General features: G+C 67.0%; 13 protein-coding genes. 8 read left to right on the forward strand and 5 right to left on the reverse strand.

What is annotated here, in order from left to right:
• Nucleotides 1–6 precede the first annotated feature (6 nt).
• From sctR to sctU, 5 genes are read right to left on the reverse strand one after another with little or no spacing between them, the layout of a single operon-like run.
• Nucleotides 7–657: a type III secretion system export apparatus subunit SctR gene (gene sctR / locus BMY06_RS06340; protein ID WP_065060785.1), complete on the reverse strand. Its 651-nt coding sequence runs from the start codon at nucleotides 655–657 to the stop codon at nucleotides 7–9.
• Nucleotides 641–2,008, reverse strand: a complete 1,368-nt coding sequence (gene sctQ / locus BMY06_RS06345) for a type III secretion system cytoplasmic ring protein SctQ (RefSeq protein WP_074982083.1) — start codon at nucleotides 2,006–2,008, stop codon at nucleotides 641–643. The genes sctR and sctQ overlap by 17 nt, the downstream gene beginning before the upstream one ends.
• A gap of 12 nt (nucleotides 2,009–2,020) precedes the next feature.
• Nucleotides 2,021–2,707: a type III secretion system protein SctP gene (sctP, locus tag BMY06_RS06350; RefSeq protein ID WP_074982085.1), complete on the reverse strand. Its 687-nt coding sequence runs from the start codon at nucleotides 2,705–2,707 to the stop codon at nucleotides 2,021–2,023.
• A 10-nt stretch (nucleotides 2,708–2,717) separates the two neighbouring features.
• Nucleotides 2,718–4,808: a type III secretion system export apparatus subunit SctV gene (sctV, locus tag BMY06_RS06355; protein WP_065060783.1), complete on the reverse strand. Its 2,091-nt coding sequence runs from the start codon at nucleotides 4,806–4,808 to the stop codon at nucleotides 2,718–2,720.
• Between the two features lie 50 nt (nucleotides 4,809–4,858).
• Nucleotides 4,859–5,947, reverse strand: coding sequence for a type III secretion system export apparatus subunit SctU (gene sctU, locus BMY06_RS06360; protein ID WP_074982087.1), 1,089 nt, complete (start codon nucleotides 5,945–5,947; stop codon nucleotides 4,859–4,861).
• Nucleotides 5,948–6,297: 350 nt separating this feature from the next.
• Here sctU and BMY06_RS06365 point away from each other — a divergent pair, with 350 nt between their 5' ends.
• From BMY06_RS06365 to sctT, 8 genes are read left to right on the forward strand one after another with little or no spacing between them, the layout of a single operon-like run.
• On the forward strand, nucleotides 6,298–6,900 hold the full coding sequence (locus BMY06_RS06365) for an HrpB1 family type III secretion system apparatus protein (protein WP_074982089.1): 603 nt from the start codon (nucleotides 6,298–6,300) through the stop codon (nucleotides 6,898–6,900).
• 41 nt (nucleotides 6,901–6,941) lie between these two features.
• Complete coding sequence (locus BMY06_RS06370; RefSeq protein ID WP_074982090.1) at nucleotides 6,942–7,352, forward strand: type III secretion protein HrpB2; 411 nt, start codon at nucleotides 6,942–6,944, stop codon at nucleotides 7,350–7,352.
• Between the two features lie 47 nt (nucleotides 7,353–7,399).
• Nucleotides 7,400–8,299: a type III secretion system inner membrane ring lipoprotein SctJ gene (gene sctJ, locus BMY06_RS06375; RefSeq protein WP_080180849.1), complete on the forward strand. Its 900-nt coding sequence runs from the start codon at nucleotides 7,400–7,402 to the stop codon at nucleotides 8,297–8,299.
• Nucleotides 8,292–9,068, forward strand: coding sequence for a type III secretion protein HrpB4 (locus tag BMY06_RS06380; RefSeq protein WP_074982092.1), 777 nt, complete (start codon nucleotides 8,292–8,294; stop codon nucleotides 9,066–9,068). Before sctJ ends, BMY06_RS06380 begins: the two co-directional genes overlap by 8 nt.
• Nucleotides 9,053–9,883, forward strand: a complete 831-nt coding sequence (gene sctL / locus BMY06_RS06385) for a type III secretion system stator protein SctL (RefSeq protein ID WP_065060778.1) — start codon at nucleotides 9,053–9,055, stop codon at nucleotides 9,881–9,883. Before BMY06_RS06380 ends, sctL begins: the two co-directional genes overlap by 16 nt.
• Complete coding sequence (gene sctN, locus BMY06_RS06390) at nucleotides 9,880–11,232, forward strand: type III secretion system ATPase SctN (RefSeq protein WP_074982093.1); 1,353 nt, start codon at nucleotides 9,880–9,882, stop codon at nucleotides 11,230–11,232. The genes sctL and sctN overlap by 4 nt, the downstream gene beginning before the upstream one ends.
• Nucleotides 11,233–11,240: 8 nt before the next feature.
• Nucleotides 11,241–11,804, forward strand: coding sequence for a type III secretion protein SctO (locus tag BMY06_RS06395; protein ID WP_161495603.1), 564 nt, complete (start codon nucleotides 11,241–11,243; stop codon nucleotides 11,802–11,804).
• Entirely contained in the window at nucleotides 11,801–12,724 is a 924-nt protein-coding gene (sctT, locus tag BMY06_RS06400) for a type III secretion system export apparatus subunit SctT (RefSeq protein WP_080180800.1), read from the forward strand. Before BMY06_RS06395 ends, sctT begins: the two co-directional genes overlap by 4 nt.
• Nucleotides 12,725–12,730 lie beyond the last annotated feature (6 nt).

Consider the following 12,730-nt stretch of genomic DNA (forward strand, 5'->3'; position numbering starts at 1 on the left):
GCGGCATCAGCGATAAGTCATCACGAGGCCGTGTATGAGCGTCGACCAGCCGTCCATCACCACGAACAGCAGCAGCTTGAACGGGATCGCCACGTTGGTCGGCGTGACCTGGTTCAGACCCATCGCAAGCAGCACGTTGGCGATGATGAGATCGACCACGATGAAGGCGATGTAAAGCAGAAAGCCGATCTTGAACGCGTCGGTCAGCTCGCTCAGCGTGAAGGCGGGCGCGAGCACGATCAGGTCGTTTTCCTTGAGCGATTGCGCTTCTTCCCTGGGCCACACGACGCTCGCCGAGCGCAGGAAGAAGCGCTTTTCGCGCTCCTTCGCGTGCTTGATCAGAAACGCGCGGAACGGTTCGCGCGCGGCGCCGAACGCCTGGATCAGCGCCTGCGAGGGCTGCGAGGCGAGCTGCTGGCCTTCGAGCGATTTGGCCGCTTCCATGCCGATCGGCGCCATCACGTAGATCGACACGAGCACGGCGATGCCGTTGAGCACCATGTTCGGCGGCACCTGCTGCACGCCGAGTGCGTTGCGCAACAGGCCGAGCACCACGACGATCTTCGCGTAGGACGTCACCACCATCGCCACGAACGGGAGCAGGCTGATCGTGACGACGACGAGCAGCAGCCCCGTGATATCACTGAACTGGACCATGCCGGTGCGCCATGCGGATGATTCGGATTCCCAGGTGTTCGCCGACAGTGACGAGTTCGCCGTAGCCGATGGTCTGGCCGTGCGCGACGAGCCGCAGACGCGCGTCGGCGACCGGCACGGGCAACTCGACCACATAGCCCGGACCGAGCGTGGAAAGCTGCGCGAGCGGCAGCGCGACGGTGTCGATTTCGAATTGCACCGGCAGTTCGAGCTCGCCGATGTGGATCGGATTGTCGGGTTGATCGACGGCGAGACCGGCGTCGGCGTTCGCCGGGTCAAGCTCTTCGGACATGTTCGGCTCCTTGAGGATGACGGGCGCTGGCCCGTCGAATGCAATTTCGGCGATCAGGCGCGCGAGCCCCGGCGTACCCCACGCGGCCAGCGCGCGCGGACGCGCGGAGGATGCGGGCGGCGCGTCGGGCGCATCGTCTTCGTCGTAGAGTTGGCTTTCGAGCTGCTGCGGCGTGTCGGATGCTGCGAGTGCCGCGAGTGTGGCTGCCGTCCACGAGGGAAACAGCGCGCGCAGCAGCACGTCGCCGACGTCGAGCGAGCGCAGCGTCTGCACGTCGAGCGGTTTCATGCCGACGATCAGGCTGCCGGGTAAGGCGAGCGCGGGAAAGTCGGGTATCGGTGCGCCGGATGTCGGGTGGGTGTCCGGCGCGCGCAGGCGGGCGTCGATCAGATCGAGCGCGCGCGAGCACGCCGCGATGCGCAGCGTGTGTAGCGTGGGGGTTGCGGTGTCGATCGGCGTCGTGAAGGACAGGGCGATCTGCACGTCCGCCTGCAACGTTGCGCGCCGTACCGATACGAGGCGGGCATCGCACGCCAGCACTTCGCCGATGCGGGTGAGCATCGGTTCGAGCAGTACGCCGGCCACGGCGTCGCGTAGCGCGTGTTCGGCGGCATCGCCGTGTGCGCCTGGCGTGTCGTCGCGCGCGCCGTTCGCAACAACCGCATCAATCGCAACAACCGCAACAATCGCGAGCGCAGGATAGGCCTGCAAATCCAGTGCGATTCGCAACGAAGCCGGTTTGAATTCAGCGCTGTCGCGCGCGCTCAATGCAATCTCGACGATGGCGGGATCGGCGAAATCCGCCGCGTGCGCCTGCGTTCGATTGGTATCGATCACACGCACATCGATCGTTTGCGCGCCGAGCTGCGCGCGCGCGAACGGCGCGAAACGCGCGTCGCCGATCGTGCGCGAGGTGCGGGCGGCCGCGCGGTTCAGCGCGGGCAACGGCAGCGGGCCGACCTGCGCCGCCTCGATCTGTGCATACGCACGGGTGCGTGACGGAGGCGAGCCGGTTTCGGTCAGATCGACGGTGGCGGGTACCGCGAAGGGCGCGTTCATGCGTCGGTGAGGTCACCAGAATGTGAGTTCGATATCGCGGGGTTCGCCCCAGGCGCGCAATATCGCGTCCAGTTCGCGTTCGAGCAAACCGCTGTGCTCCAAGAGTAATTGCCTGGACTCCGGCGCCTGCGTATCGAAACGAAGCTGCAGCCGGAAACGCGAAAGCGAGAGGTAGAGCGTGGTGTGCGGCAGCACGGCGGGATCGATCGGCAACTCGACTTCCCAGTTGCCCGCTTCGGCCACCGCGGGGTCGCCGCAGAACGCGCCGATGTGGCGCGCGAGCGCCGCGAGCAGCGCGACCATGCGCTGCTGACGCACCAGCACGGCGGAGACGGCGGGCGCCGCCGCGTGCGCGATGTGCGAGCCGAGCGCGTTGCGTTGCTTCGTCAGGCCGGCGTCGGCGTCGCGATCGGGCGTGTCGCCGTGGGGCGCGGAGTCGTCGGCGTGGGCGAAGGGCGTGGGCGCGGCGGGGGCGTTATTGTCCTCGTCATCGTCGTGCGCTGCTCGCGTTGCGTCGGCGCTGTCGTCTTGCGATGCCGCTTCGCGCATGCGCGCCTCGCGCGCGGGACGCCGCCACGCGCGGCGGCCTTTGAGCAGCGCGGCGTAGTCGAAGTCGTCGGCGCTCGCGTCGTGCGGAGCGTCGCTGGAATCCGCCGAGCCCGGAATGATGCGCAGATGGCGCGAGCCGATATACGTCACGTCGCGCGCCTCAGATCGACACGCGGCCGAGCGGCTGCAATTCGACGTGCTCGCCGAGTTCCTGATACGAGTACACGGCGAGCCAGCCGAGCCGCGCCTCGATCATGCGGCGCACGTAGCGGCGAATATCCATCGACGTGACGAGCGCCACGCCGTCGCGCGGCGCGGTGCCGACGAACGACTGAATGCGGTCGATCAGCAGCGTGGCTTCGTCGGGCGGCAGCGCGAGGAAATTGCCGGTGGGCGTTTGCTTGATCGCCTGGCGGATGTGCTGCTCGACCGGCATGTCGAACAGCACCGCGCAGAGCGTGCGCGCGCCGCGCGTGGCGCGATGCGCGATGAAGCGCGAGAGATCGCCGCGCACGTACTCGGTCAACATCAGCATGTCCTTCTCTTTGGGCCCCCAGGTGATGAGGCTTTCCATGATCGAGCGGACATTGCGGATCGAGATCTGTTCCTCGAGCAGACGGCGCAACACGTCGGCCATGCGTTGCGGCGGCAGCGCTTTTTGCGCCTCGGAAACGAGGCCGGGGTAATCGGCGGCAAGCTGGTCGAGCATCCACTGCACTTCCTGAATGCCCAGAAAAAGCGGCGCGTGGCGGCGCAGCAGCGCAACCGACGCGTGTGCGATGACTTGCTCCGCGCGCCATACCGGCGTCTTCGCGGGCACGGCGCGCTCTTCGAGCCAGTGCGTGGGCGTGCCGCTCGCGTCGATCGGCGGGCCGGGTTCGCAGCGTTCGATGAGCGCGGCCCAGGCGTTGGCGTCTTCGGGCGAAGCATCGGCGGCGGGCTGGGCGAGCGCGGGCAGCATCACGCGTCCGGCGGGCAGTTGCAGCGTGAGTTGCGGCACGTCGTGCACGAGGATCTCGCAGGTGGAGGCGGGCAGCGCCGCATACGACCACATCGTGATGCCCGGAAACGGCAAGCCCAGTTCTTCCTGCAAGCGCGCGCGTTCCGCTTCGAACGATTTGTCGAGCGCGGGCATGGCGAGCCGCGCGACGAGATCGGGCGCGATACGCACGCCCAGCGGGCAGGTGAATTGCGGCGGCCGCGACAGGATGGCGGGCACGTCCACCTTCGAACCCGAACGCTGCATCGCATGCAGCGCCTCGCGCTCGTGCTCCTGTTTTTGCGGCTCCTTGCGCGAGAGCCGCCACGCCGTGAAGGCGAGCGTGCCCGCGAGCAGCACGAAGAGCGCCGCGGGAAAACCGGGCACGGCGGCGAAGCCGAGCAGCAGCACTGCGGCGAAATAGAGCGCGCGCGAACTCGAACCGAGCTGCCGCCCGATCTCGTCGCCGAGCGAGCTTTGCTTCGTCTGGCGCTCGTCGGCCACGCGCGTGATCATCACGCCGGCCGCGACCGAGAGCAGCAGCGAAGGAATCTGCGAGACCATTGCGTCGCCGACCGAGAGTACCGAAAAGCGGTTCGCTGCTTCGCCCGCGCTCATGCCGTGATACGCGACGCCCACCGCAATGCCCGCGACGATGTTGATCATCGTGATGATGAGCCCGGCGATGGCGTCGCCCTTGACGAACTTCATCGCGCCGTCCATGCCGCCGTGCAACTGGCTTTCGACAGCGAGCGTCGCGCGCTTGCGCTTCGCTTCTTCGGCGGTCAGCAGGTTCGCGCGCAGATCGGCGTCGATGCTCATCTGCTTGCCGGGCAGCGCGTCGAGCGTGAAGCGCGCGCCCACTTCCGCCACGCGCTCCGAGCCCTTCGCGATCACGATGAACTGCACCGTCGTGATGATGACGAACACCACGAGCCCGACCACCAGATTGCCGCCCACCACCAGTTCGCCGAAGCTCTCGATGATATGACCGGCTTCCGCGTGCAGCAGAATCGATTTCGTCGACGCGATATTCAGCGAGAGACGATAGAGCGTGGTGAACAGCAGCAGCGAGGGAAACGCGGAGAGCGACACCGCATCGGGAATATAGATCGTCACCATCAGCAGCGTCACGCTGATCGTGATGTTCACGCCGAGCAGCACGTCGATCACGGCGGGCGGCAGCGGCAGGATCATCAGCGAGATGATCGCGACGATCAGCGCGACGATGCCGACTTCGCCACCGGCGGGCAGTCTGAGCGATTTGAACATGATGGCGGCGGGCTCCGGGCGGCGTTTTGACTCGGGATCAGTGCAGCGGATCAGTGCAGTGGCGTGGCGTCGCGATCGGACGCGGGCGCGTCCTTGCGCGCGCCGATGGCGTCCACCCAGCGCAGGATGGCGGCGACGGTTTCGAACAGTTCCTCGGGAATGGGCTCGTCCACGCCGATCTTGTAGAGCGCGCGCGCGACGGGCGGATTGCCGACGATCGGCACGCCGCTTTCATGCGCGGCGCGGCGCAGCAACATGGCCTGGTCGTCCATGCCCTTGGCGATCACGCGCGGCAGCGGATGTTCGGCGGGCGCGTAGCGCACAGCCACGGCGTAGTGCGTGGGATTCACGACCATCATGTTCGCGAGCCCGACCTTCGCGGTCGGCGGCGGCGAGTTCAGAATCTCGCGCGCGAGGCGTCGGCGCTCGCCCTTGATACGCGGATCGCCTTCCTGATTCTTGTGCTCGCGTTTGACCTCGTCCTTCGACATCTTCATCTTCTTGAGAAACATGAATTGCTGAAGCTTGACGTCGGCGGCGCCGATCAGCACGAACACGGCGGACGCGACCATCAGCAACTTGAGCAGCATGTCCCAGAACATGCGCGTGAGGCCCGGCAGCGGTTGATACAGCGAACCGACGATGAGCGGAAAGAGCCACTTGATCGTCATCCACATCACGGCGAAGATGATGGCCGCTTTCACCACCATTTTTACGGACTCGATCACGGTGCGGATCGAGAAGATGCGCTTGAGACCCGAGCCCGGGCTGACGGCGTTGAGGTTCGGCGTGACCGGCTTGGTCGCGATCTGCAGGCCGACCTGGCCGATGCCCGCCGCGACCGCCGCCAGTGCCGCCGCGCACGCAATCGGCACGCTCGCCTTGAGCGCGAGGCCGCCGATCGTGTAGAGCTGGGTCTGCATGTTCACGATCGAGTGATCGCCGTGCACGAAGTCGAGCGCGAGCGTCATCACCGCGCGGAAGATGTCGCTGAGCTGGCTCGCGCTGGCCGCGAGCAGCACGACGACGGCCGCCATCGAAATGGCGTCGGTGAGGTCGCTGCTGCGCGAGACCTGGCCTTCCTTGCGCGCGTCCTTGAGTTTTTTCGCGGTGGGTTGTTCGGTCTTTTCTTCGCTCATACGGCGGCAGGATCGTGATTCGGCGCCAGGGCGCGGGTGGGGTGACGATAGCCTTGGCGCTCGCCAGACGCGGCACGCGGTGCGAAGGCGTTGCGCGTGGTGCGAATCGGGCGCGCCGTTTTCGTCAACGATGAATGGCGGTATGTCGCTCGAAGTCGATCCGCTGATCGCAGCAGCCACGCCCCGCCATCCAGCCGCTTCGCATCCCCGGTCCCATCTTCGCCTGCCGCGCGGGCCTGCCCGCAACCCGTTGCTAATGTGCCCACATCGAGCGCCGGCCGCACGGCGCCCATGTTTCCCGACCCGGGCCGCGCCTCACGGCACGCCCGCCCAACCAGGAGCAACACGCCATGTCCGCGAGCACGCCGGAATATCTGAACTGCAGCCCCGACGTGGTCGGCGGCCTGATCGAAACCGTTTCGACCGCGCTGCTCGGCGACTTCCCGAAAGTCCAGGCCGATCCCTACGACATCGAACTCGTGCTCGACGCGCTGCGCGTGCTGCGTCCGCGCGTCACTGAAATCGACACGCTCGAAGGCATTCTGCACATGGTGCGCGGTCACTGGGACGATGCGATTCACGTGCTGCGTCAGGTCGGCGAGAACGCGCCGCGCTTCGGTTATGCGCGCGCGCTGCTGGCGTTCTGCCTCTCCGCGAAGGGCGATCCCGACTGGAAGCAGGAAGCCGCGCAGGCGATGGCGCTGAATCCCTCGCGCGATACGCAGCATCTGGTGCGTGCGCTGGAGGCGCGCGACGACCTCATCAACGCGATTCGCACGAAGCGCTCGGGCGGGCAGTTCGTCACGCCCGCGTCCGTGGACGAACTCGCGACGTTCAGCGATGAAATCGATGCGGAGCCTGCGCACGCAGCGGCGTCGCAATCGACATCGCAATCTGCGTCGCAAACATCCGCACAAGCGCCCGCGTTCGAAACGTCTTTCCTGCGCGCCTGATTCGTCCGCGTGCGCGGCAGCCCAGTTCCACGGAGCAGCAGATGAGCATAGATCCGACCAGTCAGGCTAGTCAGGCCATGCAGGCCTCGCTCGAACAGATGGCGGACGGCGCGTCGTCAACGGGCGGCGCGGGCGGCACCCCGCAGGCGCTCGCCGACAAGTTCCAGTCGATGATGCAGCAGTCGCCCATGAGCGCGCCCGCCGCGCCGGAAAGCGACGGCACGGCGGTGGCGTCGAAGCTCGTCGCCGCGCAGGACGCCGAGTTGCAGCAGACCGTCAACGACGCGCTGCAACTCGCCCAGCAAGCGCCCACGCTGTCGATGAACGAGATGAGCGCGGGCACGATCCGCATGACGCTCGAACTCGCCAGCACGCAGCTCGATCTCGAAGCGAAGATGGGTGTGGTCGATTCGTCGAAATCGGCCATCGAAACGCTGATGAAGAATCAGTGATCGCGAGGCGCTGGCTACTCGCCGATCGCCGCGTTAAACCCCGTTTCATGCCGCAATCCGCCGCCGTTTGCGGCCCTCCTCACGGAGTCCCTGTGACCTCGAATCTCCATGCGCGGCGCCTCCGGCGAGCGGCGCTCGCGAGCGCGTTCGCGCTGTGCGCGCTGCTCGCGGGCTGCAAGAAGGAGCTGTACGGCAATCTGTCCGAGCAGGACGTCAACGAGATGCTCGTGGCGCTGCTCGAACGCGGCGTCGATGCGCACAAGGACAGCAACGACGGCGGCAAGACCTGGTCGCTCGACGTCGACGACGGCCAGCTCGCGCGCGCGATGGAAGTGCTGCGCGCGCGCGGCCTGCCGCACAAGCGCTATGACGATCTCGGCGATCTCTTCAAGAAGGACGGTCTCGTTTCCACGCCGACCGAGGAGCGCGTGCGCTTCATCTACGGCATGTCGCAGGAACTGTCCTCCACGCTCTCGAAGATCGACGGCGTGATCGACGCGCGCGTGCAGATCGTGCTGCCGAACAACGATCCGCTCGCACAGACGATCAAGCCGTCGTCGGCGGCGGTGTTCATCAAGTATCGGCGCGACTCCGATGTCAGCGCGCTCGTGCCGCAGATCAAGACGCTCGTGATGCACAGCGTCGAAGGGCTCACGTATGACCAGGTGAGCGTGACGGCGGTCCCCGCCGATCCGGTGCAGATCGAATCCGCGTCGCCTTCGGGCATGCCGGGCTGGCTGCCGGGAGCGCTCGCGGGCGTGGCGATCGTCGTCGCCGGCCTGTTGCTGATGCTCGCGCGGCGCATGCTGACCGGCGCGCAGACGCGCGGCGAAGCTCATGGCGATGCGGCCGCCGAAACCGGTGGTGCAAGCTCGACGCAACCGGGCGCCATCGTGCGGAATCTGCTCGCCCGCGTGCGCAAGCCGGGCCAGGCGCGCGGTGCGTGATCTCGCGCGCGAGCGGCCCGGCGCAGCCGCGCAGACGCTGCCGTTCCGGCGCGCGGCGACGGTGCTGAACGCCTGGCAGCGCAACGTCGATACGACCATCGACTGGGCCGATCCGTCGTGGACCGCCGCGCTGCTCAAGCTCGACGCGGACCAACTCGAACACGTGCGCGTGGCGATGCAGGCGGCCAGCATCGCGGCGCGCGTGGCGTGTTCGCGCGCGCTGGTGCGTGCCGCGGGCGTGGTGCCGCCGGATTTTGCCGACCTGACGCAAGGCGCGGCCCAAGCCGGTGCGCACGCCAATGCGGCTTGGCTCGACGCGCTGCCCGCCGAGCGCGGCGTGCAGGTGCTGCGTATGCGCGCGCTGCTGTTTCGCCGCGCGGAAGTGCGCCGGTTGATCGACAAGCGCACGCGTCAGCAGCTTTCCGATTGGGTGGGCGTGAGCGTCGATCGTCTGACGCAGGACGCGCATGCGGGCGAGCCGCCCGACACCGCGCGACTGATCGCGCGCGCGGGCATGCCGCCGCTCGCGGCGCTGGATGCGGCGAGGCTCGCGATCGAAGGCTGCGCGCTGCTGTTGCGCGATCTCGCGTCATCCGTGTCGCCGACGCGTTGCGTGCCGTTCACGCTGCTGCGTCTCGCGCTGCCGCGCGCGTTGCCGCCGGTGCCGTGGCTCGCGCAGACGCCCGCCGACATCGACGCGCCCGGCAGCGCGCGTCTGTTCGCGCGGCTTCCCGATCTGTTACCGGAGTACTCATGGCTATCTGGCTGAAGCGCGCGCGCGACGCGGTGTTCGAACCCGGCGCGTCGCTCGCAGGCGGCACGACGAACGACCTTGCGCTGCGCCTCGGCGCGGCGTCGGACATCGTGCGCCGCGACACCTTCGGCGAACTGCTCTCGCTCGACGCCGCGCGCGCCGCGCTCGTCGAGGAACGCGCCGCGTTGCTCGACGAGGCGCGCGCGCAGGCGCAAACGCTGATCGACCACGCGCGGGACGAAGCGGCCGACATCGTCGCGAACGCGCAGCGCGACTATGCCGAGGCGAGCGAGCAGGGCTATCGCGATGGCTGCGAGCGCGCGCTCGCGGACTGGATGGAGCGCCTCGCACAAGCCGCCGACGCGCAGAACCGGTTGCAGTCGAGCATGCGCGAACGCCTCGCGAATATCGTCGCCACGGCGGTCGAGCAGATCGTGCGCGTGGAGTCGCACGAAGCGCTGTTCGAGCGCGCGCTCGCGACCGTCGATCGTATCGTCGACGGCGCGACGTATCTGCGCGTGGCCGTCTGTCCCGGCGATTTCGACGGCGCGAAAGCGGCCTTCGACCGGCTCGCTGCGCGTTGGCGCGATCTGGGCCAGGCGATCCCGATGTCGGTGATTGCGGACAAGCAGCTCGACCCCGGCAGTTGCGTCTGCGAAACCGACTTCGGCACCGTCGACGCAAGCCTCGACATGCAGTTGCGCGCGATGCGCAGCGCGGTGTCGCGCGCGCTCAAGCGCTCGGCGCATACGTCGGCCGAGGCGCAAGATGCACCTGACGCGTTCGATAACGCAAGCGCAGGCGAAGCGTCCGCGACGGAGGCCATATGAGCGCGTCGTGGACGGCACACAGCGTGGACCTCGAACGCCTGACCGACGACATCGAGCGCGAGATTCTCGCCGCGCCCGCCGTGGCGCGCACGGGCAAGGTGCTTGAAGTGATTGGCACGCTCATCAAGGTCGGCGGCCTCGACCTCTCGCTCGGCGAACTGTGCGAGTTGCGTGCGCCCAATGGCGAGCTGCTGCAGCACGCGGAAGTGATCGGCTTCACGCGCGACGTGGCGCTGCTCTCGCCATTCGCGCGACTCGAACACATCTCGCGCTCGACGCGCGTGATCGGGCTCGCGCGGCCGCTCGCCGTGAAGGTCGGCGACATGCTGCTCGGGCGCGTGATCGACAGTCTCGGCGAGCCCGTGGACGGCGGTCCGCCCATCGAATCCGATGAAATGCGGCCGATCTTCGCGTCGCCGCCCGACCCCATGAGCCGCCGCATGATCGACGCGCCGCTGCCCACCGGCGTGCGCGTGGTCGACGCGATGATGACGCTCGCCGAAGGTCAGCGCATGGGCATCTTCGCGCCCGCCGGCGTCGGCAAGAGCACGCTGCTCGGCATGTTCGCGCGCGGCGCGTCGTGCGACGTGAATGTGATCGCGCTGATCGGCGAGCGCGGGCGCGAAGTGCGCGAATTCGTCGAACTGATTCTCGGCCCCGAAGGCATGGCGCGTTCGGTGGTCGTGTGCGCGACGTCGGACCGTTCGTCGATGGAGCGCGCCAAAGCGGCCTATGTGGCGACCGCGATCGCCGAATACTTTCGCGACCGCGGCCAGCGCGTGCTGCTGATGATGGATTCGCTCACGCGTTTCGCGCGTGCCGGACGCGAGATCGGACTCGCGGCGGGCGAACCGCCTGCGCGGCGCGGCTTTCCGCCGTCGATCTTCGCGGAGCTGCCGCGTCTGCTCGAACGCGCGGGCATGGGCGCGACGGGCTCGATCACCGCGCTCTACACTGTGCTCGCCGAAGACGAAAGCGGTAGCGATCCGATTGCCGAAGAAGTGCGCGGCATTCTCGACGGCCACATGATTCTCTCGCGCGAGATTGCGGCGAAGAATCAGTATCCCGCCATCGACGTGCTCGCGAGTCTGTCGCGCGTGATGCCGCAAGTGGTGCCCGGTTCGTTCGTGGGCGCATCGGCGCGCATCCGCGAATTGATGGCGCAGCATCGCGAGGTGGAGATGCTGTTGCAGATCGGCGAATATCAACCGGGCGGCAATGCGCTCGCCGACGAAGCCATCGCGAAAGCGCCTGCGATCAAGGCGTTTCTCTCGCAGCGCACCGACGAATACGCGCCGCCGGGCGACACCGAAGCGCAGCTCTATGCGCTCGCGGAGGCCGGCGGATGAGCGCAAGCATGAACGCAAAGACAAGCGTCGGCACGAGAAGCGGCACGAGTAGCAGCACGAGAAGCGGCGCGGGCCGCCGCGTGATGGCGCTGGAGCGTTCGCTCGCACGCCGCCGCCGTCTGGACGACACCTTGCGCGCAACGCTCGCCGCGCATCGCAACGCGCTGGCCGAACGCGAACGCGCGCGCGAGGCGAAGGCGCAGGAAGTCGCGCGCGAAGCCGAGGTGTTGCGCTTCTACGAACACCGCATCGAATCGATGATGACGGGCGCGCAAGCGTTCGCGCCCGACGCGCTGACCGCGTGCCGCCGCTATATCGACGTGGTCGCCGACAAGCTGCGCGTGCTCGACGCCGCGCTCGCGCAAGCGCAAGAACGGGTGCGTGAGAGCGAAGACGCGATGACGCAAACGCGCCGCGAGATCGAGCAGAACCTGGGCCGCATCGACCTGTGTGGAGAGCGCATCACGCAGATTCGCCGCAAGCAGGACGAAGCGGCCAGCGACGCCGCCGACGAAGAGGCCGAGGAAGCCGCACTCGCGCGGCGCTTTCGCGAGCGGGGCGTGGCCGCATGAACGATATTGTTTCCGCGCTGCCGCAACTCGGCACGCTGATCGTCGGCTATATCACGTTGCTGGGCGTGTGTTCGCTGCGGCTTTTCATCATCATGTTCATGTTTCCGCCCACCGCGGACGGCGTGATGCAGGGCGTCGTGCGCAACGCCGTGGTCGTGCTGTTCAGTTCGTGGGTGGCGTATGGGCAGCCTGTCTCGTTCATTCAGGAACTGCATGGCGTGAAGCTGTTCGAAATCGGCTTGCGCGAGGCGATGATCGGCGTGGTGCTCGGCTACGCGGCGTCGATCGTGTTCTGGGTGGCCGAAGGCGCGGGCACCTATATCGACGATCTGACCGGCTATAACAACGTGCAGATTACGAATCCGATGCGCCAGGAGCAATCGACGCCCACGGCCACGCTGCTCGCGCAGATTGCATCGGTGTCGTTCTGGGCGCTGGGCGGCATGACGTTTTTGCTCGGCACGCTGTATGAGTCGTATCACTGGTGGCCGTTGACGTCGTCGACGCCGGTGGCAGGCAATATTCTCGAATCGTTCGTGCTGCACCAGACCGATACGCTGATGCAGACGATCGCGAAGCTCGCCGCGCCGATGATGTTCATTTTGCTGCTGATCGATTTTGCCTTTGGCTTTGCGGCGAAATCGGCGTCGAAGCTCGATCTCATGACGTTGAGCCAGCCCGTGAAGGGCGCCGTCACCGTGCTGATGCTCGCGCTTTTTGCGGGCATTTTCGTCGATCAGGTGAAAGAGCAGATTACCTTGCGCGGATTCGCCGAGGATTTGCGCACGATGACAAATGGCGACGCGGAAAGCGGGAAAACGGTGAATCGAAAGGCCGCGCCCGCTTCGGGCGCATCCTCAACAAATCCCGCTTCGAATCTCAACAGTTCTCAAATAGAACCTGAAAATCAGATTAATTGAAGTTCT

This window comes from Paraburkholderia tropica, from assembly GCF_900109265.1.
GTDB classification, from domain to species: domain Bacteria; phylum Pseudomonadota; class Gammaproteobacteria; order Burkholderiales; family Burkholderiaceae; genus Paraburkholderia; species Paraburkholderia tropica.